Origin of the sequence: Bradyrhizobium sp. CCGB20, from assembly GCF_024199855.1 — a bacterium.
Classification (GTDB): Bacteria; Pseudomonadota; Alphaproteobacteria; order Rhizobiales; family Xanthobacteraceae; genus Bradyrhizobium.
Genome location: NZ_JANADN010000001.1, coordinates 6,565,641 through 6,591,495, shown reverse-complemented (window position 1 = coordinate 6,591,495; position 25,855 = coordinate 6,565,641). Strand labels below are relative to the sequence as shown.

The following is a 25,855-nucleotide window of genomic DNA, read 5'->3' as shown; positions in this document are numbered from 1 at the left end:
GCGCATATGAGCAGTGATATTTCCTTGCCGTCACATCGTGGAAACCGGTTTTATCAGGGCGCGGCCGCGACCTTCGTCGCCAACGCTCTCCAGGCGGTCAATTTTCTCGGCGACCGGTTCCTGAGACAATCGCATCATTCGTTCTCGGCCATCGAGGACCTCTACCGGCACTCGATGGACAGCGCTTTTTCCGTGACCGAGGCGTTCCTCGTCACGGGGGCGCCGCATGCTTCCGCCTATTACCCGCGCGACTTCGCCTGGTTCTATCCTGATGTCCTCGATCCCGAGACCATCATGGATTCGCAAGACGCCGTGCGGCGGGCTCGGCTGCTCGAGAAAAGCGTCCGCCTGCTGCTGGAGGCGGTTCGCGCCGACGTCGTCACGACGACGATCGTCCCGGCGGGACGGGCCCGGTATCTCGGCGTGAACTATTTCTCGCGTCCGTCGGATACGCTGCTCGGTATTCTCGCCGGTCTTCAGCAGATGATCTCTGCGGAGGAGAGAGCGTCGCCTTATCTGGCGATGTCGCAATGCGCGCATGCCGGCCGCCTGTTGCTGGCCGAATACGGCGGTGATCTGAAGCGGGCGGTCCTGAAGCTCGCGAGCGAGCTGGAGCCGTTCGACGCTGACGGCACCAGATATTTGCTGTGCGACGCCCGCGCCCCGCGCTCTGCGGCAACCGACACGCGTGCGGAACGCCGGCGTTTCGTCACCAATGCCTGCGTCTACACGACCTTCGTGTGGGGCGTGCAGCTCGGCGTCGTCGAGGAGAGCGAACTGAAGCGGCTGCTTGGACGCAACCTCGCTCAGTACAAGACAGACCTTCTGCGCCTGTTCGGCAAGGACGGCCACATCAGGCATTCCCTGGACGGCCCGGCGGGCTCGCCGGTGTCCTCGGTTGCGCTGGATTTCGTCAGCGTGCATCGCGGCTTTTGGGATATGAACGATGCGAGCGAGCGTGCGCTGTTCGCGGCCACGACGGATCTGATCATTGCCGAGCCGCGCTTCCGCATCCCCAGCACGTTCCACTTCCTGGTCTCCGCGGATAACCCGCGGAACAAGATGATCCACAAGATCGCAGCGCCAGCCTACCAGGGTCGTTCTTCCTGGCCGACATTCAACGTCGAGTTCGCGGATCGCATGCTGGACTATGACGAATTCTCGGGGAGCGATACTTACCGGGCCTGCGCGCAAGGGATATTGAAGGACATTCGCACGGCGACCGAGGTCCATGGCGGATATCAGGAGCTGATCTCGGAGCAGGGCCTGAAGTACCGCACCTGGGCCTATAAGGGCGCCGTGGCGCACTCCTGGTTTCCGCGCTTCCTGTCGGTCTGGAGGAGGGCATATGGAACGCCGCTCCTCCAGTGGAATGACTGATCTGCGGGGGCGCTATCCCGCCGTCACGTCCACCAGTTCGCCGCCCTCCAGCACCTTGGCCGCCTTGGCGCGGTCGAGATCGCCTTCCCACGCGGCCACGACGACCGTCGCCACGCAATTGCCGGTGAGGTTGCCGACCGCGCGGGCCATGCCGATGAACCAGTCGACCGACAACACCAGCACGAGGCCGATGGCAGGAATGCTCGGCACGGCGTTGAGCGTCGCGGCCAGGATCACGATCGCTGAGCCCGGCACGCCGTGCGCGCCCTTCGACGTGATCAGCGAAACGCCGAGCACCAGCAGGAGGTCGCCAAACGACAGCGGCGTGTTGGTCGCCTGCGCGATGAAGACGACGGCAAGCGTCAGGTAGATCGAGAAAGCGTCGAGGTTGAAGGAATAGCCGGTCGGGATGACGAGGCCGACCACGGAATCCTTCACGCCCATCCGCTCGAGCTTCTTCATGATCTGCGGCAGCACGGCATCGGAGGACGCGGTCGCGAGCACGATGGTCAGCTCTTCGCGCAAGTAAGCGAGGAATTTGAGGATGTTGATTCCGGCGAGCGCCATGACGCCGCCGAGCACGCCCAGCACGAAGATGCCGACCGAGACGTAGAACAGCATCACCAGCGACACGAGCTGCTTCAGCGAGCCGACGCCGTATTTGCCGACGGTATAGGCGACCGCGCCGAGCACGCCAAGTGGGGCGACGCGAACGATCAGCCCCATGACCCGGAACAGCACGGTGGAGGCCGCGTCGATCATCGATGTGACAAGCGCGCCCTTCTCGCCGCCGACGAGCGCAAGGCCTACACCGAACAGAACCGCGAAGAACAGCACCTGGAGCACGTCGTTGCGCGACAGCGCATCGAAGGAGGTGCTGGGAATCACGTTCATCAGGAAAGCGCCGATGCCGCCGCCGGACAGTTTGTGGGCGTTGTCGGCATAGGTGTTGAGCGCCTTGGCATCCAGCGTCGAGGGATCGATGTTCATGCCATGGCCGGGGCCGAAGAGGTAAGCGAGCAGCAGGCCGACAACGAGTGCGACGGTCGTCATGACCTCGAAATAGACCAGCGCCTTGACGCCGACCCGGCCGACCTTCTTGAGGTCGCCCGCGCCGGCAATGCCGTGCACGACGACGCAGAACACGATCGGGGCCACGATCATCGAGATCAGCTTCAAAAAGGCGTCGCTCAGGATCTTGAGGCCGACGGCAAAGTCGGGGACGAGCATGCCGAGGACGATGCCGAGGATCAGCGCGGCAAGGACCTGGACGAACAGCGAGGTATAGAGCGGCTTGGACTCGGCGGCCGGTGCCGCGGCAATGGTCGACATGGTGAACTCCCCCGATTTGACGCGTCTCGATCGTCAATAGGGAGCAACTACCGTGCCAGATTGTCGCGGTTTGTTCTGGAAGGTCATCCAGGGCCGTCGGAAAATCCGGGATTCTTGCGTTGCGCCCTCCGGTTTGCAAGTCGGCATCGCAACCGCTATGTCCCGGCTTTCGGAAGAGCTCGATATGACAATCTCGAATGAGAACGATCTGATCTGCCTGAAAGAGGTCGGGCGTATCGTCGCCAACGCCCTCGAGGCGATGGGGAAGGCCCTCGAGCCCGGCATGACCACCTCTGAACTCGACCAGATCGGGCGAAGGATGCTGGAGGCTGCCGGGGCGCGTTCGGCGCCGGAACTGGCCTATGCCTTTCCCGGCGCAACCTGCATCAGCGTGAACGAAGAGATCGCTCATGGCATTCCCGGTGCCCGGCGGATCGCGCGTGGCGACCTCGTCAACATCGATGTTTCGGCGGAGAAGAACGGCTTCTTCGCCGATACGGGAGCCTCGTTCGCCGTTCCGCCCGTGACCCGTTCGATCGAACGTCTTTGCACGGATGGTCGGCGGGCGATGTGGACGGGCCTGCGGCAGGTTGGAGCCGGCAAGCCGATTGCCGGCATCGGCCAAGCCATCGGGGCCTTCGCCCGGAAAAACGGCTATACGCTCGTCAAGAACCTCGCCAGTCACGGTGTCGGTTTGTCGCTCCATGAGGAGCCGACAGAGATCGCAACATGGCCCGACTCCTCCGAACGTCGCGTCATGGGCGATGGCCTGGTGTTCACCGTCGAGCCGTTCCTGTCCATTGGCGCCGAGTGGGCAGAGGATGGCGATGATCCATGGACGCTCTACGGCAGCCCCGAGGCGCCTACGGTTCAGTACGAACACACGGTTGTCGCAACCCGAAATGGACCTTTGGTCGTTACGTTGGCGGGTTGAGGTCATCCCCGCGACGCGCCCTCAGCAGCGCGCGAAGGGTCATTCTTCAGGCGATCGTGCAAAGCTGTTGCGACAGCCTCGTCACGCCACGAGATCCAGGAGCCGGCATGATCCGCGCACGAGAACCTTGCGTCCGGTCGGCGTTATCGAAGGTACGCTGTCACTGACGACAACGAGGCCGAGCTTGACGAGACCTTCTACGATATAGGCCTTCGAGAGGCGACCGTTCGACACGGGGTTGCGAAGCGCCTTCAGCGCTTCCCATTGGTCCGGCGAAAGATCGAAGTCGATGTCATTGCTCATGTTGCCTCAAGCGATCGTCAAGTTCGCGTGCCCCTGTTAGCGGCGCTGCATGAAGACCATGCGACGACAATGAGTCGGGAATTCGGTGAGCTGTTTAGAACGTCTCTTCACAAATTGCCGCACTTCATTGCGTCACAAGAGTTAAGATCGCTCGGACGCGAGTATCGTCCCGATCTTCGATCACTAATTGATGATCAGCTCTTGATTGTGCACCGTGAGCTACCGCAGTGCACGGGAAGCATCGCTGTCCCATTTTGCGTCGCGATATGCACAGAAATCATCGGGCGAGAGGGGCGGGACTCTGTTAAGCCTGATTCACGGGGAATGACTTCACACGGCAGGAGTGGAGTGCATGAACAGACTGGTTGAAATTCGCAGTCAGGAATTTTTGTGCCGTGAACGTGCGGCTCTCGATTCGGAGCGTCGGGTATTCTGGCTTGCGCAGGCCCAGGAATGGGAGCAGCGCGCGCTCGACGAAATCGCGCATCACTTTCGTGAATGCAATCTCGCACAGGCTGAGCTGAACGCCGCCTGACGCCGGGGCCCGATCACACTTTACTGATAGGTCGCCACGATATCGGACACCGCGCGCTCGAGCTGCTGCGCGGTCGCGCATTGGCGCACGACACTGCAAAAGGTCGCGTAGCGCGGCATCTCGGAATCACCGAAGCCCCAGGCGAGCCGTCCTTCGGGATTGAGCCAGACCACGCGCTTCGAGCGCTCGGAGATGCGGCGCAGGATGTCGGCACGCGGATCGAGATTGTTGCTGCGGGCGTCGCCGAGCATGATCACCGTGGTCTGCGGCGTCAGCATGCTCATGAAATCGTGCTCGAAATCGACCAGCGAAGAGCCGTAGTCGGACGAACCGAATCCGACCTTGGACATGATCTCGGCCATCGCCTCTTCCGGCGATTTCTTTTCCAGGATCTCGCTGACCTCGATCAGATGCGAGGAGAAGGCGAAGGAGCGGACGTCGTCGACCACCTCGTGCAACGAGTGGATCAGCAGCAGGAAGAAATCGGAGACCTGCGCGACCGAGCCGGAGACGTCGCAGAGCGCGACGATCTTTGGCCGGTCGCGATGCTTGCGCTTCCAGGCCGTGAGGAACGGGACGCCGCCCCAGGCGGCGTTACGGCGCAGCGTGCGGCGGACGTCGAGATGGCCGCGGCGCTGCCGCTTGCGCGGTTTCGAATAGCGCTCGCGCAGGCGGCGCGCGATCTGGCGGATGAGGGCGCGCATCTCCGCGACCTGCCGCCGCTCGATGCGGGCGAGCGGCGCATTGCGCAGGATCTCGTTGCGGAGGTTCTCGGCCTCCTCGCGGGCATAGAGCGCAAGCCCCTGCGAGACCGTGTCCCGCACCGCCTCGCGCAAGGCGTCCAGAGCGGCACGGAGGCGCTCGGCGAGCGACGGATTGGTCGCGGTCAATTGGTCGAGATCGTCGCGCAGGCGCTGGAGGCCCATGGCGTCGAGGATGCGGCTGGAGAAGATGCCGCGCTGAGTGGAATAGCGGATGTCGGACAGGGAGGCGGCGCCCGACGCGCTGGCGATCGCGGCCGCGATCGCGTTGCGGTCCTGCGACAGCAGCATCTGCGCCAAGGGGCCAAGTGCTTCCGGAGGCTGACCTTCGCCCGCTTCGCTGGCCGAGCCTGATGAGGGCGACTGATCCGCGTCCTGCGAGGCGTCGTCGTCGCTGTTGGCCTCGGGCTGATCCTGGCGCGGCTCGGGCTGGCTGAAGAACAGATCAAAGCAGTCGCCGAGCGCGAGCTTCTCGTCCTGCGACTTGGCGAGCGTCAGGAGCAGCGCGTCGCGCAGGATAGCGCGGTCGGAAACACCGACCTGCGACACCGCGCGCATCGCATCGATGCTTTCGGCGGGCGAGACGTGGACGCCCGCGCCCCGCGCAGCCCGAAAGAAACGATGAAGGTTCTCGCGCATCGGCGTCAACCGAAGACGTTGGACCGTGCCGCCTTGGCAATAAAGGTCGTCACGTGCGGCGACGCGGCCTCGATGTCGGCCTCATATTTCAGGAGCACGTTGAGCGTGTCCTTGACGATCTCGGTATCGAGGTCCGTGGCCTGAAGCAGAACCAGCACGCGCGCCCAGTCGATGGTCTCACTGACCGAGGGCAGCTTCTTGAGGTCGAGCGAGCGGATCTCGTGGATGAAGCCGACCATCTGCCGGCGCAATGTCTGCGAGATGCCGGGCACGCGGCTTTCGACGATGCGCTCCTCCAGCCGCTGCTCGGGGAAGCCGATATGCAGATGCAGGCAGCGCCGCTTCAGGGCGTCGCCGAGATCGCGCTCGCTGTTGGAGGTGAGGATCACCGTCGGCGGCGTGATCGCCGAGACCGTGCCGAGCTCGGGGATCGTGACCTGGAAATCGGAGAGGATCTCCAGCAGCAGCGATTCGAATTCCGCATCCGACTTGTCGATCTCGTCGATCAGGAGCACGCAGCCGCCCGGCTGCTCCAGCGCCTGGAGCAGAGGGCGGGGCTCGACGAACTCCTTGGAGAAGAAGACGTCGCCGAAATCATGGAGCTGCTCGAGCGCGGCGTGCAACGTCTGCGCGCCGCCGAGCACTTCGCCGAGCTTGTCCTTGAGGATCTGGGTATAGAGAAGCTGCTTGGCGTATTTCCACTCGTAGAGCGCCTTGGCCTCGTCGAGGCCTTCGTAGCATTGCAGGCGGATCATCTTCATGCCGCGCCAGGCGGCAATGGCTTTGGCAAGCTCGGTCTTGCCGACGCCCGCGGGCCCTTCGACCAGGATCGGTTTCTCGATCTGTTGCGACAAATAGACGGCCGTCGCGATCTGCCGGCTCGCGATATAGCCCTCTGCGGCGAGGCCGCTCTCCACTGCCTCGATCGAGGTCGAGGCCTTCTGTTCAGCCACGAAAGGGCGCTCCCAAAGGTCTTGCTTGGGGCTTGTTCTGCCTGCGTTCCCGGCAAAGAACAAGCCTCGTTTGGGAGGCATCAGACCCGCGCCGACGGCGTTTTTCCGTTTAACGCAAATACTTGAGCGGTTCGCCGACGGCGGTCAGTGCCGCAGCAGCTCCGGCTTGCGGATGGTCTGCCGGACTTCGGCGCCGCAGTCCGCGCATTCATAGACGAAGTCGATCGTGGCAAGGCTCCAATGCGGTTCGATCTCGCGAACGTACATCGGCAGGAACCCCATGCAGGTGGGGCAGATTACAGGCGCGATTTCGATGTCCTGATGATGCTGTACATAAGCTGGCATCTCGGCTCTCCTTCGCAGGCGACCACCAAACCCCGTGCGAAACCTACTGCCGGTCGCACCAAGGGCCGTCATCACCTTTTACGAACAGAGGCGGAACGGCCGGCGTTTGTCGTTCGCTGTGACATTCTTGTTACGTCTCTGTACTGTAACGGGCGGACCAAATGCCTATTTCACAGGCCGATCCGCTTTCCACGGACCTTCACTGCAACGAATAAGGGAGCAACGCCCATGACGCATGCCATTCGCTTTCACAAGACCGGCGGTCCAGAAGTCCTGGTCTGGGAGGAGGTCAGCGTCGGCAAACCCGGACCTGGCGAGGCGCGCATCCGCCACACTGCGGTCGGTCTCAACTTCGTCGACATCTACAATCGCTCCGGTGTGTATCCCGCTCAATTGCCGAGTGGTCTTGGCAGCGAGGCGGCCGGTGTCGTCGAGGAGGTCGGCTCGGGCGTCACCGATCTGAAGCCGGGCGATCGCGTCGCTTATGGCGCATCGCCGCTCGGCGCCTATTCCGAGGCGCGGCTGATTCCGGCCGACCGGCTGTTGAAGCTGCCTGACGGTGTCGACGACAAGACCGCGGCGGCCATGATGCTGAAGGGACTCACCACGCAATATCTGATCCGGCAGACCTATCGCGTGAAGGCCGGCGACACCATCCTGCTCCATGCCGCGGCCGGCGGCGTTGGCCTGATCCTGAGCCAGTGGGCCAAGCATCTTGGCGCAACCGTGATCGGCACCGTCAGCAACGACGAGAAGGCCAAGCTCGCCAAGGCGCATGGTTGCGATCATGTCATCATCTACACGCGCGAGGATTTCGTGAAGCGCGTGGACGAGATCACGGGTGGCAAGAAAGTGCCGGTGGTCTACGATTCCGTCGGCAAGGACACGTTCCTGAAGTCGCTGGACTGCCTTGCGCCGCTCGGCGTGGCCGCGCTGTTCGGTGCGTCCTCCGGCGCTGTCGAGCCGCTCAATCTCGGTCTGCTCGCGCAGAAGGGCTCGCTCTACGTCACTCGGCCGACGCTGTTCACCTACGCCGCCAAACGCGAGAACCTGGTCGCGATGGCAGGCGAGCTGTTCGACGTCGTGAAGTCCGGCGCGGTCAACATCGAGGTGCACCAGACGTATCCGCTGAAGGATGCCGCCAAGGCGCATGCCGATCTCGCCGCGCGCAAGACCACGGGCTCGACCGTTCTCACGGTGTGATCTCCAGCCGGATGTTGGCGCAGGTTCACTGGAAAACGCGTCAAAATAAAAATCTGGAGCGCCCTTCCGATTCTTATCGGAACGGCGCTCCAGGCCTGCGTCACGTCCGCTCATGCTTGCGCAGGTCGCGGGCGTGATCGAGCCGGATCGCCTGGAGGTCGACTTCGTCAGGTGGAACCCGGGGGAGGGCGGCCTCGGTCAGGATGGCCTCGGTGACGTCCTCGACCGAGTTCTCCGCGATTTCGTGGATGAACGAGATGTTTTGATATTCACCCGAAGCGACGCGGGAGACGACCTCGCGCCTTGTGATTTCGGGATCGACGACCGCCTCGCGTCCGCGCCGCCCATAGTCGATCATCACGACGAAATACTGCATGAAACGATCCTGCCGCGCCCCGAGCGCGGCAGAGTATTTACGAAAAGCAGAATTAAGTCAAGGAGCGTTTCCGAAAATCGGAAATGGACGCCTATTTGCTCTTCTTGCGAGGGCGCGCCGACTTGGCGCGCAGCCGCTCGAGCTGGCCCTTGGGCATGGACAGGCAGATCTCGCCGACCCATTCGAGCTTGACGCCGACGATCGGCTTGGCGTTGAAGCTGGTGAGATTGACGACCGAGGGCGACTTGCCCCGCTCGATGGTCTTCAAATAACGCTCGCCGGTCTTGAGCCGCACCACGGCCTCTTCGCCGTAGAAGCTCGACAGCGGATGGCGCTGATCCTTGTAGACCACGATCACGTCGCCGCTCTCGTACTTCGGCAGCATCGAGTCACCCACGATCTCGAAGGCGACCGTCTCTTCCATGATCGGGAATGGCAGCGCGATGTCGCCGAGGCCCTCCGGCGGAACCTGCTCATAATCCGGCTCGATCACGGCGCCGGCGCCGACGCGGCCCATGATGGGTGCGAGATTGAGCTCAAGATATTCCATGATCGGAATGATTTCCGACGCCTTCACCAGGCGTTCGCCGCCGAGAATCTCCGACACCGCGCCGGGCCGCACGCCCATGGCTGCCGCAAGGCCGCCCTTGCTCTTGCCCGTTTTCTCCAGGCCCCGCTCGATCATAGCAACGTCCAACATGGTGATTCCCTCGATTACCCATCGACCCGCCTCTTGTAATCCGAAATTCGGAATTGATGCAATTATGAATATCAGAATTATGGCTTGACTATCGCTTCGGAATACCGGAATGTATGTTCCGCCTTCCGGTCGTGCGATCGGGGAAATCACAGGACAACTGCATGGAACCGGGCCATTGGCCGTCGGAGCACTCCGACGCGCTTCGCGACTATTTTCTCAAGGGCATCTCTTATGCGGAGATCGGACGCCAGATTAACGCAAGGTTTGGAACCGCTTATACGCGCAGTGCGGTGGTCGGCCGCGCCAAGCGCCTCGGCCTCATCGCGCCGGCACGGATGACGAGCCCGTCGATCGTGCCGTCTTTGCCGGGTGAGGCCTGGCTGCCGTCGCCGCGCCGGTCGACATTGCCGTACCTGAACGTGCCGCCGAAATCCGCAATGAAGCCCGCCGCGCGGGTCAAGCTGCGCTGTGTCGGCGTCCAGCCGCGCCTGATCCCGCTGGTCGAACTCGGGCGCGACGACTGCCGCTATCCCTATGGCGGCGACAAGGACGGTGAGGAGATCGCCTTCTGCGGCCATCCGCGCCAGCCGGGCTCGAGCTACTGCGCGCCGCATGCGCGCCTGACGCGGAGGTCCGGATCTGGGGCAGTCCGCGCCGGCGGTCCCGTCGTATTGAGACTGGTCTCTGCCGCCTGACGGACCGCTATCCGTTGGATCGTCAATTTTGCGAGGAGTATCCGAGTGGCCCGTGCCCGACGCAACAAATCCTACAGACTGAGTGGAATCTACGACCGGCGATCGCGCGAGGTGCCGTTCAACGCCGATTTGGCGGAGGTCGAGGTCGACAATCCGCTGGCGCTTGATGCCGGCGAGAAGATCGTGGCCGTCCGTTCGGTCCGCGGCGATCCGCTCGGCCGGTTACACGCGCATCACCAGATCGACGAGGCGCAATATCGCGGCGGGCGCGCCTTCCAGGCCGATTGGGAGAGGGCGGAGCGCGGGCCCCAGGCGGTGGACCCGACGCGCGAATATGTCGATGGCACGCGCTCGCGCGAGCCCGTCACCGAGGGCCAGCGCCAGGCTGTGCTGCGCCTGAACCACGTCGAGCGCGAACTCGGTACCGACGGCGCCGCGCTGGTGCACGACGTCCTGGTGCTGGGGCTGACCATGGATCAGATCGGGGAACGGCGCGCCGTTCGGACCCAGCGCTGGAACGACTATTTCGCACGGCGCTTTCGCGAATGCCTGGACCGGCTGGCGCTGGTCTACGGCTTTGCAACGGAACGCGAGGCTCGTCGGGCACAGCGGTCCCGATGACGGCGGTGCGCCTGCGAGCCCGGCCGCAGGCGCACCGTCGCTCCTTAGGGATGCGGCACGATCTGGTAAGGCGTCGTATAGGGCTCGACACGGAGCGATGCGTTGGCCAGAAGCCCGATCTTCGCGGTCGGCGCCTGTTGCAATTCGCCGTTCGGGCCGCGATGCACGTTGTACTGCCAGACCGTGAGATCGCCCTTCTGCGCCAGCGCGTGCGCAACCGCGCTCGCATCATTGCCGCCGAGCGCCTGGAGTTCCTCCGCCGACAATCCGACGACGATCTCGTCCTTGATGGTGACGATCTTGAACAGATTCATTCTGGTCTCCTGCGCCCATGCGCCTTGTATCGAGAGGGTGAGAAGCGCGACCGCGGCGCCCTTGATGAGATCGCAGCGAGAAAGCATGCTGTCGTCCTTTGGTGCTGAGGCGCGCCCGAATCGAGAAGTCCGTCAGCCATGGCGCCCTGGTCTGCGTGGCCGCTTCGCAACCGCTTGGTCGTTCCAGGTTGAACGGCGGTTCATTGGCAGAGATATCTTCGGACCGATGAACCCTGATGCGGGGGAGGGCGCCGTCCCGTTGCCTGCACAAAGCTGCACTACAAGGTGACGAATGATGGCCCGGACATGATCTCATTCGACGAGATGCAGCGGGGCGACAAGAAGGCCGATCCCAAGGCGCTGGCCGCATCCGCTCGGCTTCACTGGCGGATGGATCAAGACGCTGGAGACCGGATGCGAAGTCGAAGTTCATTTCGTCGACGATACAACCGCCAAGGTCGGGCTCAACAATTACGTGTATACTCTGAAGAAACTTTAATCTGACATCGCCAATCGCCGTTCACACCGGAAACACGGCGAAACGCCGCGCCGATTGACAGCGATCAAGGCTGTGTGCGTGAGTGATGCCGCTTCTTGACGCAGGAGGGTGACGGCTGTTCATATTCCTGTTATCCGGAATTGCCGTGGTGCGCTGCAGACGAAGCATCGCTGCGGCGACGGTTGGGCTTGCCGGAAGGGTTGTTTCTTGACATAATTGCAACCTGTTCGGTTGAGCCAGTTCGTGTGAATATGCGGTTCAGCGTGCTAACCCACCGGGTGCCCCGGCGGAGATCTCAGGGTCACCATGGCGTCCGGTCATGGTGTTCGGTTCTCGAGCGAGACCTCGATGTCTGATCACGAAGGCCGATGCTTGTCATAGGTGCGAGATGAAAAACCTCAATTTCGCGGCTGAACTGCACCTTAAGCTCGGCGCGCCCGCAAGCAGCACCGTCGAAAGTCTGCGCCTGCTTCGTGCGTTTCTGAAGCTCGCGCCTCGACAGCGTTTCGAGGTCATCAAGCTGGTCGAAGACCTCGGCACCGAAGAAACCCTTCCCGAGCACCCCCTGTCCTGAGCCCGGCCGAGCGCCGGCCTTACGCCTCGTTCCCCGTTTCCTGCCGGAGCCGGACCGCCGGACGGCGTTTGTTCCCCAGGCTCCCGCTGGAATGCGATCCGGCAAGTGTGGTATTCAGTTGGGAAAAAGGGAGGAGGACGACCATGATCGAACCGAAGCTCGAAGTCCCAGCCGAACTGCGCGATTTGGCCGAAAAGACGATCGACCAGGCCGAAAAGGCATTCGGCATGTTTTTCGAGGCCGCCACCAAATCGATGACGTCGGTTCCCGGAGCGGGCACCGAAGTGTCCAAGCAGGCGCTCGCGTTCACTGAGCAGAACATGAAGTCGGCGTTCGAGCACGCGCGCAAGCTCGTGCAAGCCACCGACCTTCAGGAAGCGATGCGAATCCAGTCGGACTTCCTGCGCAGCCAGTTTACCAGCGCAGGGGACCATATGCGCCAGATGACCGGCAGTTTCATGCAGCCCGGCAAGGGGAAGTCCTGATTTCCGGCGGGTGCGCTTTAGGCCCACAAATTGATCTTGCGTGATGCGGAGATCCGCGCGTCGCTGGTGGCGCAGGTCCACAGGCCACCGGATGGGCTATTCGCCGTCCATCGTTCTTTGCTGATCCCTGTCGGTCCTCCGGCAGGGATTTGCATTTTGTGGATTGTGTCGCGACCCGTCAGCGCGTTGCTGACGTAGTGATCCGATGTAGGCCGCGATGCCGCCGGCTTCGGTCCGATTCAGGGGAAAGTTGCTGATGCATCCGGCGACCCTCATGCATTTGCTTTCGGCCGCCGGCGCTTAGCCGCAGCACGATCCTGGAAATTGCGAGAGATCGATGCGGGCGATGATCGACCGCAGCAGCTTGCGGGTCACACGATAGAGATACCGCGCAAATGCCAATGCCCTCGCTGCGGGCAGGCCAAAGCTTGCCGCATCAAGATTTTTCGTATCAAGGCTTTCGATGGAGCGCGACACGTGCCTCTCCGGGATGGTGAGGCCTTCCTATCGTAGCCAGCCCGAAGCTGCCTTGATCTGCCGCAAACGGCTCCGGGCTAATAGTCGCCGGGGTTCATGATCATCGGGCTTCTGGTGTCCGCCGGCGCGAGCGCGCTGCTGGCACTGTCACGCAGGAAGCGGTCGAGCGTCTCCTGGATCTTCTGCTTGACCGCATCGGGACCGCGATCGCTCATCTCGGTGTGCTGAGCACCGGTATGGACGATGTCGATGCCGCGCGCCTTGGCTTCTTCCGGCGTCGGCAGCACGCCCGGATCGGTCTGGAAATGCGGATCCTTGGAGCGGAACGACAAGATCTTCATGTTGTCGCTGAGCACGAAGGGCACCCGCAGATTGTCGAGCGTAATCACCTTCGACACGATCTCCGGGTGCTGATGTGCGACATACATCGAGACGTCGCCACCGTTGGAATGTCCGACGAGAGTGATGTGGTCGTAGTCGACGTTTTCCTGCCGTCGCTTCAGTTCGGCCAGGCTGAAAAGGATGTTGGCCTCGCAGCGGATATAGACCTCGCGCCGCCCGACATATTGCTGACCGACATGGGTCATCAGCGGCGGATCGCTCGGCAGGTCCTGCTGGATGCTGGCAACGAGATAACCGCGTGCGGCGAGCACGTTGGCGAGGAAGGAATACTCGGTGGCCTTGACGGTGTTGCCGTTGCTGATGATGGCGAGCGGGAGCTTCCAGAGTCCGAGATTGGCCTTGGTCTCGTAATCGCGCCGAACCGCGAGTTCGACCGTGATCGGCCGCTGACGCGCGGCATCGAACAGGGTCAAAACCTCATGGCGGATCGCGAACCGGCTGACCACGAAATACTGGCCGACGCCGAGGACGCAGAGAAAAGCCAGGATTGCAAACACCCTTTTCATGGATCGGTCTCAAATCACTTTCGGCTGAACATGGCTATCGGGAACTCCCGGATCGAGCGATCGTGAGCAGGCTACGGGATTAAATTTCGGCAAGTCTGTGAGAAGCGCCCCAAAAGGGCCGCATCAAGGCGCGCGTCAACCGAAAGGCTATGCGGCTAGAGGCAGCCGCCCCTGCCGCGTTCGGGGCAGAGCCGGAACGCGCTCGACAGGGTGAACAGGAAGCGCGGGCTGCGGCGCTCGTTGTCCGGCGCCCGGTAGCTCAAGGGAACGGCCACGCCGAGATCGGCCTGGAGATCGTCCGGCAGGAAGAACCGCACGCCGGCCCCGGCCGATGTCAGCGCCAGGCCGTCGCTCAGACGGTAACCGTCGTTCCAGACTGCGCCCGCGTCGCCGAAGGCGTAGAGCTGATAGCCGGTCCAGTAGCGGAAATTGAGCTTCTGGTCGAAACGCACTTCGAGCGAGCCGGCAAGGCCATTGTCGCCGCTGATCTCGGCCGCCCCATAGCCCCGGCCGAACGCCGCACCGCCGAGATAGAATTGCTGCGAGGTGAAGAGCGGCCGTGATGCCGTCTGGCTCGCCGCGGAGAGCCTGAGCGACCAGGCGTCGTTGAGCGTCTGGTAGCGCGTGAACCAGAGGTTCAGCACCGAGAAGTTCGACGCGGCGCCGTCGCGCGACAACAGATCGTCGTCGAAATGCGAGGCGCCGAAGATGTCGAGGCCCTGACGGTAGGTCAGCGTCGCGAAATTGGTGCCGCCGAAGCGATCCTGGAGCCGGTAGTCGGCGGTCAGGCTCGCGGTCCTGATGTGGTCGTTGTACCAGGGGCCGTAAACATCGTGCTCGGACACGTTGCTGAAGGTCCCCGCCATGGTGAGCGTCAGCGCCGAAGATTGCGACATGAAGGGCACGGTGCTTGCCCGCAGCTCGAACGCCTCGGTCGTGGTGATGTCGCTGTCGAGGCGGCGGGCGTCGCCCGGCCGGACCGCGCTGTACAGCACGGAGGCGCCGAGACGCACGCCGTCGACGCCGACGGGTGCGTCATAGGACAGCCGCGCAAAGCCGAGCTCGCGCGGGTCGTTGGCAATCGTCGACAGGTTGACCGCGAGCGTGTCGCCCGGCGTGAGATAGGAGTTGAAAGCGCCGGTCGCATAGGTCTGCCACGGGCCGACTGACGACGAGCCCAGATTATCCAGGCCGAACGACGAGAAGACGTGCCAGGTCTTCAAATAGACGATGAGGCGGAAGCGGCCGGCAGCACCGCCGATCTCCTCGAGTGCGGTGTCGGTGATCCGGACGCCCGGCCTGCCGTTGATGAGAAAGAGTTGACGTTCGAGCGTTGCCAGGCGCGACGGCTGCTCGGCAAGAACCGGCCCCAGCATCGGCCTCACGCCGAACTGCTCGGCGCCGTCGCCTTTCAGCTCGGCTTGCACGATGGCGCCTTCGATCACCTGGATCCGGACACGGCCATCGGCGATGTCCTGCGGCGGCACGATCGCGCGGCTTAAGTGGAAGCCGTCTGCGCGGTAGAGATCGCTGATCGCGCCGGCGATCGCGGCGAGGTCGGCTTGCGAGACCTTCTTGCCGAGATAGGGCTGATAGGCCGCGGCGATGCGATCGCGGGAAATGGCTTGGGCGCCGCTGACATTGACGCCGCGCAGCACGAATTGCGGCTTCGTATCTCCACCAGTGTTGGGCTGGCCGACATTCGGCAGCTTGACCGAAGGACGGCTCAGCGATTCCTGCTCGGTTTGGTTCTCAAAGTATTTCTCGGGCTGACGCGGATCAAAGCCCGGCTGGTTCGCCTGCTGTGCGAAAGACTGCGGGACACTCGTAAAAATTGGTGCCAGGAGCGCCAATGCGGCAAGGAGATGCCGCTTCTTAAGGCACGCGGCGAAGCGGTCCCCGTAGTTTGACTGAGATCTTCCCGCAGTGCCGTAAGAGTTCGTTAGCTGCATGATTTTTCTTAGTTTTTTATGGTCAATGATTGGTTAATGCCGCTGCTCGGCTCGCCACTTCCCGCTAATCCTCTCTTGAGTGATTTCGGATACGTCCCCGGTCTGGCTGTAACGCGGACTGAGGAACGTCATGCTCGGCAGAATTGGAATGCGGTGCGGCTTCGCGGCGGCGCTGATCCTGGGAATGGCTTCCGCTGCATCGGCCGCAGAGGATGGCGTCTGGTCAGTCAGCAAAGCCACCGGCGAGGTCTGGGTCGCCACCACCGGCGCGCAGCCTGTGTCGTTGAATCAGGACGAGGCGCTCAAGCCTGGCGACACCATTCGCACCGGACGAAACGGACGCGTGCTGCTCGTCCGCGGCGAGGAATCGATTTTGATCTCTCCCAACTCGGTGGTCGGGTTGCCGGCCGAGAAGAAGGAAGGGCTCTCGACCACGATCATCCAGCGGGCGGGTTCGATCCTGCTGGAGGTCGAGAAGCGCAACGTCAAGCATTTCGAGGTCGAGACGCCGTATCTCGCCGCCGTGGTCAAGGGAACGCAGTTCAGCGTCACCGTGAATGCTGGCAGCACCAAGGTCGGCGTGGTCCGCGGCCAGGTTGAAGTCTCCGACTTCAAGACCGGACAGATCGCGCAGGTCATGCCGGGACAAGCCGCCACGGCTTTCGAGCACGGCAAGCCCGGCCTCAGCCTGAGCGGTGCCGGGACCTTCAATCCGATCGAGCACGGCAAGCCGCGCGCCTCGACGATCGAGCGCGTCCCGGTGCCGAAGTCGGGCCTGTCGGCACCGCGCAATGCGGCAAACGGCCATGCGATCCATGCGCTCGGTCCGATCGACAAGGGGACCAAGGCGGCCGGCGCGGCGGCGCAATCGCATCCAGCGGCCGGCGCTCAGGCGCCCAAGGGCGGCGTCGTGCGCATCTCGAGCTCGCTCGGCGAGGTCAAGCTGAACTTCAACAAGGTCACGCGCGGGCTCGCTCACGGCGCCGTCGCGCCGGGGCGCGTGCGTAACGCGAACGCCAGTAGCAGCAGCACCGAAACGGTCTGGAGCGATACGAAGGCAAGCACGACGACAACGGCCAGCAACAGCTCCAGCGTAACGGCGGTCACGGCGAGCAGCAGTGCATCCGCGGCCAGTGCCACGTCGACGTCGTCAAGTGCGACGACGACCGTTGCGACGACTGCTGGTTCGTCCAGCGACGTGTCGGGCGGAAGCTCGGGCACCGGAGGCAGCGGGACCGGCGCGACCGGCAATGGTAGCAGCGGCAATAATGGCAACAGTGGCAGCGGGAATAGCGGAAGCGGGAATAACGGGAACAGCGGACGCGGCAACAATGGCCACCACTACGGTTGGTATTGGGGCAGGGGCCATCGCTAGAACTGTGCCGTCGGTATAGGGGAGCACCTGGTGGCGGGTACCGCCGGTGCGGGGGAGCAAAGTGAAGCGAAATCGACCGCATATCCTTGTCATGATCGCGCTTGCGGTGGTGCTATCCACGGGGTGGCACGGGGCGCTTCGCAACGCGCTGACCGACCTGCGGTTCGCCTGGCAATCGCGGACCGCTAGCGGCAATGTCGTTGTGGTGGCCATCGACGCGCCCTCGATCGACCAGATCGGGGTGTGGCCCTGGCCGCGCCGGCTCCACGCGGAGCTGTTGCACAGGCTCGAGGCCGCGGGCGCGCAGGACATTGCCTTCGATGTCGATTTCAGCACACCATCGGACCCGGCCTCCGACGAGGCCTTCGTCACGGCGCTCCGGGAGGTCGGCGGATCGACGATCCTGCCCTCCTTCAAGCAGCCGACGCCGAATGGTGGCGCAGCTCACATCAATCGTCCGCTGAAGCCGTTCAGCAATCAGTCGTGGCCGGCCGTCGTCAATGTTGCGATCGAATCCGACGGTCTGGTTCGCCGCTATCCGGTCGGAGAGAAGCTCGGCGATGCCGTGATGCCGTCGATGGCCGTCGTGTTGGCCGGGCAGGACACCAACCGGCGGCCACCCTTCCTGATCGATTTCGGCATTCGTGCAGCCTCCATCCCAAGCGTCTCTTATTTCGACGTGCTGCGCGGCGATGCCGCGACCCTGGACAAGCTGAGAGACAAGAAGATCATCGTCGGTGCTACCGCGCTCGAACTGGGCGACCGGTTCAGTGTTCCAAACGGCAAGATCGTCTCTGGGCCCGTTCTCCAGGCGCTCGCGGCGGAATCGATCCTCCAGAACCGGATGCTGCGCTGGACGTCCGATGTCGGCATGATCATTGGTCTGGGTCTGATCTGCCTGTTGATGATGTATTCGTGGCGCCGTTTGGCACCGGGTATCCGTGTCACGATCCTGGTCGCCGCAGGAGTGGGCGTGGAACTTGCCGCTGCCCTTGTGCAGGCAAGCTGGCCGCTCATCATCGACACGTCGCTGTTTCACATTGCAATCATTGCCTATCTGACGGCGATTGCACTCGACGAAATCGATTTCCGTAGTCTCCTGGGACGCATTGCCGAGAGCCGCTTTCACCGTATCGCGATGTCGCTCGGCGACGGTCTGATCTGTACCGACGAGGATCACCGGATCACGGTGTGGAATCCTGGCGCCAGCGCGATCTTCGGCTACATGCCGACTGAAATGATCGGGCGTCCGTTCGAAACGCTCTGCGCGCAGCCCGCCGACGGTGGTGCAAAGGTGTTTGCCATGCGCGATGCTGCGCGCCAGGCGCTGTTGGTGCCCGGCGGCGCCGTCGTCGTCGAGTTCGAAGGGCGGCGGAAGAACGGCGAGACGTTCCCGGTCGAAGCGAGCTTCTCGGGCTGGCAGGGCACGGATGGCTTCCAGTACGGAGCGATCCTGCGCGACATCTCGGTCCGCAAGCGCGAGGCCGAGCGCGTCAGGTATCTCGCCGAACATGACGCGCTGACAGGTCTTGCCAACCGCAACATGCTGCATACGAGCCTCACCAATCTGATTGCTGCTGCGGAGCGGCGGTCGTCCGACGTCGCGCTGCTCGTGCTCGGGCTCGACGGCTTCCAGCAGATCAACGACATGCTTGGACATGCGGCCGGCGACCTCGTGCTGCGGGCCGTCGCGGAGCGCCTTCAGTCCAAAGTCGATGGTAAGGCGGTCGTCGCCCGGCTCAGCGGCGACGAGTTCGCCATCGTGCTTGATTGTACAGCGGCCGGCGAGCCGATTGTGGAGTTTGCGGAGCGGATTGCGCGCGCCTTCGAGGAGCCGCTCGTAACGGGCGCGCGCCAACATCGCGTCAGGGGCAGCATCGGCGTCGCCGTCTATCCGGAAGGCGGGCACAACGCTGACGATCTTCTCAGCAATGGTCATCTGGCGCTGAGCAAGGCAAAGATGACGCGACGCGGCAGCCATGTGATCTTCGAGAGTGCGATCAGGCAGGAGCTGGAGAACCGGCTGACGCTGGAAAGCGAATTGGCGCTTGCCGCAGATCGCGGCGAGTTCGAACTGTTCTACCAGCCGCAGGTTCGGCTGGTCGACGGCGGCCTGCTCGGGGCCGAAGCGCTCATTCGCTGGCGGCATCCCGTGCGCGGCTATGTCTCGCCCGGGGAATTCATGCCGGTGGTCAACACCTCGGCCCTGTCCGAGCGGATCGCGAATTGGGTGATGGAGACCGCCTGTCGGCAGGCCCGAGCCTGGGAATTGTCCGGCAACAACGTGCGCGTCGCGATCAACCTCTCGCCGTCGCAGCTCCACTCCGGCGACCTCGCGCATGCCGTTGCGGCGCTGCTCGAGGTGACGGGGCTCACGCCGTCGCTGCTCGAGCTCGAGGTCACGGAGGATATCCTGCTCCATGACGAAAGCCGCGTGCTCGACATGTTCAAGCGGATCCAGCAGCTCGGCGTCCGCGTCCTGTTCGACGATTTCGGCACGGGTTATGCGAGCTTGAGCTACCTGAAGAAGTTTCCGCTCGACGGGCTCAAGATCGACCGGTCGTTCGTGCTTGACGTGCTCACCGATTCCGATGACGCCGCGATCGTCGGCTCGACCATCGGTCTCAGCAAGCAACTCGGGCTCACTGTCGTGGCCGAAGGCATTGAGAACCGTGCCACGGCCGACTTCCTGGTCAGCATGGGATGCGAGGAAGGGCAGGGATATTTCTTCGGCCGCCCGATGCCCGCCGCGGCGTTCGAGAGGCAATTCCTGGCTCCTGAACTCGAAGCCGTCAGCGCAGCCTGAATCGCTTCAATTCCGATCGCTAACGCCGGCGTGCGACCGCCACGCCGAAGACGAAAGCGACGAAAAGGCTGGCCAGGGGCGCTTCGCGCGTGATTGCCGCGATCGTCGCGAGCGGCCGGCCGGGTTTTCGTGCTTCGTCGATTGCGGCAGTGAGGCGATCGACCGCGGCGTGCAGGCCGCCTGCGACCTCGCCGATGGTGCGGGACACGTCGGTCGCTGCGTCGATGGCACGCTCGGCAACCCCGGGCTGGGGATTGGGCTGCGGTATTTCCGTGCTCAAGCTCGCGACTCCAGAGTTGAAAAGAGATGGAGGCCGGCACCTTTGGCTATCCGCGCGAGCGCTCGTTTTGAACAGCGGGTCGAAGGACCTTTGGCTATCCGCGACAGGCGCCGTCTGTAAACGGCGGGTGCCGGCCTTGCGGAGAAAATGCGGCGTGCGGGAATTTGTTCCAGGGCGCGCGGGCCCTTTCGTCATCCCCGGGGCAACGACGGGTGCGAATCTCTGTTAGGCTGGCGGAGCCTTGCTGATCTCAGGAGACTGCCGTGACCGATCGGATCATGACGGATCGAGCCTGGCGCATCGCCTTGCTCGGCGCGCCCATCGACATGGGGGCTTCGCAGCGCGGCACCTTGATGGGCCCTGCGGCGCTGCGCACCGCCGGCCTTGCGGCGCTGCTCGAAGGCCTTGATTTCGAGGTTGTCGATTGCGGCGATCTCTCCGTGGCGGAGGTCAGCGACCTCGCTGACAGGCCGCCGGGAAAAGCCAATCACTACCGCGAAATCCAGCGCTGGACCCGCTTGCTGAGCCGCAAGGGATATGAGATCGCGCAAACCGGCGCGCTACCGATCTTCCTCGGCGGCGATCACACGTTGTCGATGGGCTCGGTGAATGCCATGGCGCGCCACTGGCAGGAGCGCGGACGCGAACTGTTCGTGCTCTGGCTCGACGCCCATGCCGATTACAATACGCCCGAGACGACGATCACCGCCAACATGCATGGCATGTCGGCGGCGTTCTTGTGCGGCGAGCCCGGCCTCGACGGATTGCTCGGCGATGATCCGCGCACTTCGATCGATCCTGCCAGGCTGGACCTGTTCGGTGCGCGTTCCGTCGACAAGCTCGAAAAGGAGTTGATGCGTACTCGCCGGATCAGGGTTGTCGACATGCGCCAGATCGACGAGTTCGGCGTCGCTGTGCTGATCCGGCGTGTCATCGAGCGTGTCAAGGCGAGCAATGGCGTGCTCCATGTCAGCTTCGATGTCGATTTCCTCGATCCCAGTGTGGCTCCGGGAGTCGGCACCACGGTACCGGGCGGAGCGACCTATCGCGAGGCGCATCTCATCATGGAGCTGCTGCACGATTCCGGCTTGGTGGGATCGGTCGACATCGTCGAGCTCAATCCGTTCCTGGACGAGCGCGGTCGCACCGCGCGCACGGCGGTGGAGTTGATCGGCAGCCTGTTCGGGCAGCAGATCACCGATCGGCCGACGCCGAGCAACGCGATCGCTCCGGGCGAGTGACGCGAGAGATGTTTGTGCGTTGCGAAGAATGGAACTGCTGACGCGACCGGCGGATTTGGATCAGTCATGATCGAAATCGCCTGTTTTTGAAATGCGAGCGAATTGCAATTGCACTTCGCGGAAGGTTTGATGCGGGTCGAGCTTCAGCCGAGGATCCGCAATGAGCAGCACGATCGACGCCGCCGGAAAATCCGCGCAAACAACACGCCGTCGCTTCCTGCAAGGCGGCACTGCGGTGGCGGGCAGTGCCGCTCTGGGTGCTGGCGCGGCGGCCGCGGCGGAGGCGGACAACCTTCCGCCCGGCATTCCAGAATGGATGAAGGCGCCGGGCGAGCCGATGGGAGCCCAGCCCTATGGCGCGCCGTCCCCGTTCGAGAAGGGCGTCGTCAAGAACATCTCGAAGACCCTGAAGCAGTACATATCGGCCTCCAGCCGGACGCCATTGCAGGAGCTCGACGGCATCATCACGCCGAACGGATTGTTCTATGAGCGGCATCATGGCGGTGTTCCGACCATCGATCCGGCGCAACATCGCTTGATGCTGCACGGGCTTGTCGAGCGTCCCCTGATCTTCACGATGGACGATCTCAGGCGTTTCCCGTCGGAGTCGCACATCCACTTCCTCGAATGCTCCGGCAATCCTGGTTACACCAAGCCCTATGGCAAGACGGCATCGGACCTCGTGGGTCTGGTGAGTTGCGCCGAATGGACTGGGGTGAGCCTGAAGCTAGTGCTCCAGGAGGCCGGATTGAAACCGGGCGCCAAATGGGTCGTCGCCGAAGGCGCTGACGCCGCTGCGCTGACACGCAGCATTCCGATCGAGAAATGCCTCGAGGACGCCCTTCTGGTCTACAGCCAGAACGGCGAGCGGCTGCGTCCGCAGCAGGGCTATCCGTTGCGGCTGTTCCTGCCGGGCTTCGAAGGCAATATGAGCGTGAAGTGGCTGCGCCGCCTGCATGTGACCGCGGAGCCCACCTATTCGCGCGAAGAGACCTCGAAATACACCGATCTCCTGCCTGACGGCACGGCGCGCGAGTTTTCCTTCTACATGGAAGCGAAGTCGATCATTACGCGCCCCTCGGGCGGTCAGCGCCTGAGAGCGCCTGGCTTCCACGAGATCACCGGCATCGCCTGGAGTGGACACGGCAAGATCAAGCGTGTCGAGGTGTCGGTCGATGACGGCAAGAGCTGGCAGGATGCGCGATTGCAGGAGCCGGTGTTGACGCGCGCCCTCACGCGTTTCCGTCTGCCCTGGCAATGGGACGGCAAGCCGGCCGTGATCCAGAGCCGTGCCGTCGACGAGACCGGCTATGTGCAGCCGACGCTGGCCGAGCTGCTCGCAGTGCGCGGCGAGAACTATTTCTACCACAACAACGCGATCTGGCCCTGGCGCATCGCTGCTGACGGCGAGGTGACCAATGCGCTGGCGTGAGACTTGCGGCGTTGCCGCTGCAATCGCGCTCGGTGCCATCGCGAGCGATGCGCAGGCGCAAAGCATCTACGGCATCGGTCGCCCGGCGACGGCCGCGGAGATCGCGGGCTGGAATATCGATATCGGACGTGACGGCAGCAATCTGCCGAAGGGAGGCGGTTCGGTCAGCCATGGGCGCGAGGTGTTCGCGCAGCAATGTGCCTCGTGCCATGGCGACAAAGGCGAGGGTGGCTTGGGTGACCGGCTCGTCGGCGGGCAGGGCACGATCGGGACGGCCAGGCCGATCCGCACCGTCGGCAGCTATTGGCCTTATGCGCCCACGTTGTTCGACTATATCCGCCGCGCCATGCCGCAGAACGCGCCGCAGTCGCTGAGTGACGAGGACGTCTATGCGGTGTCCGCCTATATCCTGAACCTGAACGGGCTGGTGGGAGCCGATGCGACACTCGATGCCAAATCGCTTGCGGCCGTCAAAATGCCGAACCGCGACAGATTCGTCGGCGACGCGCGCCCCGATGTGAAGAAGTGATCGTATGGCACGATCAGGTTTCGCGCAGTGGCTCGGAACTTGCTTAAAAGCGACGGCGGAACTCGCAGGATGGGTTTGAGTTAACCTTCCCATTAAGTATGTTATTTTCGGTGTGTTCTTTTGGAAACGGCTTGAAGGTCTCGCGACCGAGGAAGGTATCGGGAGCAGGCTGCCTTAGCACCTTGAGGGCCTCACCGATTGCGTCACGCGCCATTTGGACGTGTGCAGCATCGATTTGTAGCGGATGATGGATGTGGCGATCGATCGGCATGGCCGCGCTCCCTGTCTTGCAGGCGGGAGCACAGCAATGTCTCTCAGCCATCGACGCCTACGGGCAGAGCCTCGGCCGATGATGTAGAGACAATACCACCACGAAGCAGCGGTTCCTAGGAGAGAGGCGACCGCCCGTTCCGCCGAACAATGTCTCCAATGGGTCAAAATCCGAAGAACTCACGTTGAGCACAATTGGTCTGCCATGCTCCCGGAAGCAGACCTCCCATCCGGCCATTTATGAGTAACGCCCTGGTCAGCCGATCAATGACGAGCCGAGCAGAGCAAGGACGGCCAGCGCCATGATCGCGGTGCCGAGCCAGCCCAGCGCGACCAGCCATGGGCGGGCCTTGAAGCGGCCCATGATCGCACGGCTCGAGACGATCAGCATCATCATGGCCATGATCGGCACGGCAACGATGCCGTTGAGCACCGCGCTCCATACCAGCATGTGGATCGAGTCGATGCCGGTGAAGCCGAGGCCGAAGCCGATGATGGTTGCGGCCGCGATGATGGTGTAGAAGCCGACCGCTTTCTCCGGCTTCGCCTCCAGCGTGGCGCGCCAGCCGAAAATCTCCGCAACGCCATAGGCCGCCGAGCCCGCCAGCACCGGGATCGCCAGGAGGCCGGTGCCGATGATGCCGATCGCGAACAGTGCGAAGGTGAAGTCGCCGGCGAGCGGACGCAGCGCTTCGGCGGCCTCGGTTGCCGAGTTGATCTTGGTGACGCCATTGGCGTTCAGCACCGACGCCGTAGTCAGGATGATGAAGAAGGCGATGCAGTTGGAGAGCAGCATGCCGACGATGGTGTCGAAGCGGATGCGCGCGATCTCGGGATCGCCGCCGTTCGGCAGGTCGCGCAGCGGCTTGTCGCGCTTGCCCTGGTTCATCTCCTCCACTTCCTGCGAGGCCTGCCAGAAGAAGAGATAGGGGCTGATGGTGGTGCCGAGCACGGCGACGACCATCAGGAAATACTCGGCGCTGACATTCGCCTTCGGCCAGATTGCGGCGAGCAGGGCGGTGCTCCAGGGGATCTTCACGGTGAAGGCGGTGGCGACATAGGCGAACAGCGCCAGCGTCAGGAATTTCAACACCGGCGAATAGCGGCGATAGGGCACGAACACCTGGAGCAGGGTCGAGCCGGCCGCGAAGATCAGCGCGTGCTCGTGATTGAGCCCGCCGATGACCAGCGAGAGCGCCTCCGCCATCGCGGCGATGTCGGCGGCGATATTGATGGTGTTGGCGATGACGAGCAGCGAGACGAGCCCCAGCACGATCCAGCGCGGCGCGAGCTGCAGGACGTTGGCGGCGAGACCCTTGCCGGTGACCCGGCCGATCAGCCCGCTGACGAGCTGAATCGCGATCATGAACGGCAGGGTCAGAAACACCGTCCAGAGCAGCCCGAAGCCGAATTGCGCGCCCGCCTGCGAATAGGTGGCGATGCCCGACGGATCGTCGTCGGCAGCGCCGGTGATGAGGCCGGGCCCCAGCCGCTTCAGCAGCGCCGGCCCGGACTGCGCCCGGCCTTCGGTGTCGTCGTGCCTGGCGGCGTGTTTCGATCGATTTGACAGGGCTGACCTTCCGGAATTACGAATTGTGCTTTAAGCGCGATCAAGGCCGCAAAGTTCCTTCGTCGGCCCGCACGCCGCCTGCCGACGCCAACGCACCGTCGTTGCTTTGACGCGTCGGGCAAAACACATGTAGAGTCATACCATCGCAGAGATTGTTCGAGCCCGCACCGTCACCGGTTGCGGGCTTTTCGTTTTCGCGCGTTCAAACGGTCGGCAGGGCATCGCGCCTCTCGGCGCGTCGTTGCCGACGAAGGCGTGCGTGCAACCGGACGGCGCAGCGAGGTCATGGTCCACGGTCGGATCGTGCAAGGCAGTACTCCGCTCGGCCGTGCGGATTGACATCGGTCAAATTCGCGCGCTCGCTAC

Annotated in this window: 27 protein-coding genes and 1 pseudogene; 14 read left to right on the top strand and 14 right to left on the bottom strand. The window is 63.3% G+C overall.

The genetic code is table 11. From position 1 onward, the window contains the following. The first annotated feature begins 6 nt into the window (after positions 1-6). Positions 7-1,380, top strand: coding sequence for a hypothetical protein (locus tag NLM15_RS30940; protein WP_254121555.1), 1,374 nt, complete (start codon positions 7-9; stop codon positions 1,378-1,380). Positions 1,381-1,392: 12 nt separating this feature from the next. Here NLM15_RS30940 and NLM15_RS30935 read toward each other — a convergent pair whose 3' ends face one another. Continuing rightward, on the bottom strand, positions 1,393-2,712 hold the full coding sequence (locus tag NLM15_RS30935) for a dicarboxylate/amino acid:cation symporter (RefSeq protein ID WP_254121554.1): 1,320 nt from the start codon (positions 2,710-2,712) through the stop codon (positions 1,393-1,395). Positions 2,713-2,896: 184 nt separating this feature from the next. On the opposite strand from NLM15_RS30935, the gene map reads away from it, so the two are divergent. Continuing rightward, positions 2,897-3,646: a type I methionyl aminopeptidase gene (map, locus tag NLM15_RS30930; protein ID WP_254121553.1), complete on the top strand. Its 750-nt coding sequence runs from the start codon at positions 2,897-2,899 to the stop codon at positions 3,644-3,646. Positions 3,647-3,727: 81 nt separating this feature from the next. Here the strand turns inward: map and NLM15_RS30925 are convergent, their stop codons facing one another. After that, positions 3,728-3,949, bottom strand: a complete 222-nt coding sequence (locus NLM15_RS30925; protein ID WP_254121552.1) for a hypothetical protein — start codon at positions 3,947-3,949, stop codon at positions 3,728-3,730. Positions 3,950-4,301: 352 nt separating this feature from the next. Here NLM15_RS30925 and NLM15_RS30920 point away from each other — a divergent pair, with 352 nt between their 5' ends. Then, positions 4,302-4,484, top strand: coding sequence for a hypothetical protein (locus tag NLM15_RS30920; protein ID WP_254121551.1), 183 nt, complete (start codon positions 4,302-4,304; stop codon positions 4,482-4,484). 20 nt (positions 4,485-4,504) lie between these two features. On the opposite strand, the gene NLM15_RS30915 is transcribed toward NLM15_RS30920, so the two are convergent. The 3 genes from NLM15_RS30915 to NLM15_RS30905 all read right to left on the bottom strand — a co-directional run bounded on the left by NLM15_RS30915 (position 4,505) and on the right by NLM15_RS30905 (position 7,182). After that, positions 4,505-5,884 (bottom strand): VWA domain-containing protein, encoded by a 1,380-nt coding sequence (locus tag NLM15_RS30915; RefSeq protein ID WP_254121550.1) that lies wholly within the window; start codon positions 5,882-5,884, stop codon positions 4,505-4,507. Between the two features lie 5 nt (positions 5,885-5,889). Beyond that, entirely contained in the window at positions 5,890-6,837 is a 948-nt protein-coding gene (locus NLM15_RS30910) for an AAA family ATPase (RefSeq protein WP_254121549.1), read from the bottom strand. A gap of 144 nt (positions 6,838-6,981) precedes the next feature. Then, positions 6,982-7,182, bottom strand: coding sequence for a hypothetical protein (locus NLM15_RS30905; protein ID WP_254121548.1), 201 nt, complete (start codon positions 7,180-7,182; stop codon positions 6,982-6,984). 228 nt (positions 7,183-7,410) lie between these two features. On the opposite strand from NLM15_RS30905, the gene NLM15_RS30900 reads away from it, so the two are divergent. After that, positions 7,411-8,385, top strand: coding sequence for a quinone oxidoreductase (locus NLM15_RS30900; RefSeq protein WP_254121547.1), 975 nt, complete (start codon positions 7,411-7,413; stop codon positions 8,383-8,385). A 100-nt stretch (positions 8,386-8,485) separates the two neighbouring features. Here the strand turns inward: NLM15_RS30900 and NLM15_RS30895 are convergent, their stop codons facing one another. Both NLM15_RS30895 and NLM15_RS30890 read right to left on the bottom strand, forming a co-directional pair. Then, on the bottom strand, positions 8,486-8,761 hold the full coding sequence (locus NLM15_RS30895) for a hypothetical protein (RefSeq protein WP_254121546.1): 276 nt from the start codon (positions 8,759-8,761) through the stop codon (positions 8,486-8,488). Between the two features lie 91 nt (positions 8,762-8,852). Beyond that, complete coding sequence (locus tag NLM15_RS30890; protein WP_028156659.1) at positions 8,853-9,461, bottom strand: S24 family peptidase; 609 nt, start codon at positions 9,459-9,461, stop codon at positions 8,853-8,855. Positions 9,462-9,622: 161 nt separating this feature from the next. On the opposite strand from NLM15_RS30890, the gene NLM15_RS30885 reads away from it, so the two are divergent. After that, on the top strand, positions 9,623-10,156 hold the full coding sequence (locus NLM15_RS30885; protein ID WP_254121545.1) for a GcrA family cell cycle regulator: 534 nt from the start codon (positions 9,623-9,625) through the stop codon (positions 10,154-10,156). A gap of 45 nt (positions 10,157-10,201) precedes the next feature. Continuing rightward, the gene (locus NLM15_RS30880; RefSeq protein WP_254121544.1) at positions 10,202-10,777 is read left to right on the top strand and encodes a hypothetical protein; all 576 of its coding nucleotides are present in this window, start codon (positions 10,202-10,204) and stop codon (positions 10,775-10,777) included. A 44-nt stretch (positions 10,778-10,821) separates the two neighbouring features. On the opposite strand, the gene NLM15_RS30875 is transcribed toward NLM15_RS30880, so the two are convergent. Continuing rightward, positions 10,822-11,178, bottom strand: a complete 357-nt coding sequence (locus tag NLM15_RS30875) for a hypothetical protein (protein ID WP_254121543.1) — start codon at positions 11,176-11,178, stop codon at positions 10,822-10,824. Positions 11,179-11,978: 800 nt separating this feature from the next. Here NLM15_RS30875 and NLM15_RS30870 point away from each other — a divergent pair. Together NLM15_RS30870 and NLM15_RS30865 are read left to right on the top strand one after the other, a co-directional pair. Then, the gene (locus NLM15_RS30870; RefSeq protein ID WP_014493704.1) at positions 11,979-12,164 is read left to right on the top strand and encodes a hypothetical protein; all 186 of its coding nucleotides are present in this window, start codon (positions 11,979-11,981) and stop codon (positions 12,162-12,164) included. A gap of 143 nt (positions 12,165-12,307) precedes the next feature. After that, a complete protein-coding gene (locus tag NLM15_RS30865; protein ID WP_254121542.1) occupies positions 12,308-12,649 on the top strand; it encodes a phasin in 342 nt (113 codons plus the stop codon). A 300-nt stretch (positions 12,650-12,949) separates the two neighbouring features. Here the strand turns inward: NLM15_RS30865 and NLM15_RS30860 are convergent, their stop codons facing one another. Next, on the bottom strand, positions 12,950-13,126 hold the full coding sequence (locus NLM15_RS30860; RefSeq protein WP_254121541.1) for a hypothetical protein: 177 nt from the start codon (positions 13,124-13,126) through the stop codon (positions 12,950-12,952). Between the two features lie 96 nt (positions 13,127-13,222). Here NLM15_RS30860 and NLM15_RS44090 point away from each other — a divergent pair, with 96 nt between their 5' ends. Then, positions 13,223-13,354: a hypothetical protein gene (locus tag NLM15_RS44090; protein ID WP_375166945.1), complete on the top strand. Its 132-nt coding sequence runs from the start codon at positions 13,223-13,225 to the stop codon at positions 13,352-13,354. Between the two features lie 116 nt (positions 13,355-13,470). Here the strand turns inward: NLM15_RS44090 and NLM15_RS44085 are convergent. Beyond that, a pseudogene (locus tag NLM15_RS44085) lies at positions 13,471-13,713 on the bottom strand (alpha/beta fold hydrolase); the annotation flags it as partial. A 476-nt stretch (positions 13,714-14,189) separates the two neighbouring features. Next, positions 14,190-15,986 (bottom strand): ShlB/FhaC/HecB family hemolysin secretion/activation protein, encoded by a 1,797-nt coding sequence (locus NLM15_RS30850; protein ID WP_254121539.1) that lies wholly within the window; start codon positions 15,984-15,986, stop codon positions 14,190-14,192. Positions 15,987-16,116: 130 nt separating this feature from the next. Here NLM15_RS30850 and NLM15_RS30845 point away from each other — a divergent pair, with 130 nt between their 5' ends. Beyond that, positions 16,117-17,361, top strand: coding sequence for a FecR domain-containing protein (locus NLM15_RS30845; RefSeq protein WP_254121538.1), 1,245 nt, complete (start codon positions 16,117-16,119; stop codon positions 17,359-17,361). A 61-nt stretch (positions 17,362-17,422) separates the two neighbouring features. Beyond that, positions 17,423-20,167 (top strand): EAL domain-containing protein, encoded by a 2,745-nt coding sequence (locus tag NLM15_RS30840; RefSeq protein WP_254121537.1) that lies wholly within the window; start codon positions 17,423-17,425, stop codon positions 20,165-20,167. 19 nt (positions 20,168-20,186) lie between these two features. Here NLM15_RS30840 and NLM15_RS30835 read toward each other — a convergent pair whose 3' ends face one another. Next, positions 20,187-20,447 carry a hypothetical protein gene (locus NLM15_RS30835; protein ID WP_254121536.1) on the bottom strand — a complete coding sequence of 87 codons (261 nt, stop codon included), beginning with the start codon at positions 20,445-20,447 and terminating at the stop codon, positions 20,187-20,189. Between the two features lie 263 nt (positions 20,448-20,710). Between NLM15_RS30835 and rocF the strand changes: the two genes are divergently transcribed. From rocF to NLM15_RS30820, 3 genes are all read left to right on the top strand, one after another. Beyond that, positions 20,711-21,688, top strand: a complete 978-nt coding sequence (rocF, locus tag NLM15_RS30830) for an arginase (RefSeq protein ID WP_254121535.1) — start codon at positions 20,711-20,713, stop codon at positions 21,686-21,688. A gap of 160 nt (positions 21,689-21,848) precedes the next feature. After that, positions 21,849-23,120, top strand: coding sequence for a sulfite dehydrogenase (soxC, locus tag NLM15_RS30825; RefSeq protein WP_254121534.1), 1,272 nt, complete (start codon positions 21,849-21,851; stop codon positions 23,118-23,120). Further along, entirely contained in the window at positions 23,107-23,649 is a 543-nt protein-coding gene (locus NLM15_RS30820) for a c-type cytochrome (protein ID WP_254121533.1), read from the top strand. The genes soxC and NLM15_RS30820 overlap by 14 nt, the downstream gene beginning before the upstream one ends. A gap of 43 nt (positions 23,650-23,692) precedes the next feature. Here NLM15_RS30820 and NLM15_RS30815 read toward each other — a convergent pair whose 3' ends face one another. Both NLM15_RS30815 and NLM15_RS30810 read right to left on the bottom strand, forming a co-directional pair. Next, on the bottom strand, positions 23,693-23,920 hold the full coding sequence (locus tag NLM15_RS30815; protein WP_254121532.1) for a hypothetical protein: 228 nt from the start codon (positions 23,918-23,920) through the stop codon (positions 23,693-23,695). Between the two features lie 255 nt (positions 23,921-24,175). Beyond that, positions 24,176-25,420: an NRAMP family divalent metal transporter gene (locus NLM15_RS30810; protein ID WP_254124506.1), complete on the bottom strand. Its 1,245-nt coding sequence runs from the start codon at positions 25,418-25,420 to the stop codon at positions 24,176-24,178. Between the last annotated feature and the right edge of the window lie 435 nt (positions 25,421-25,855).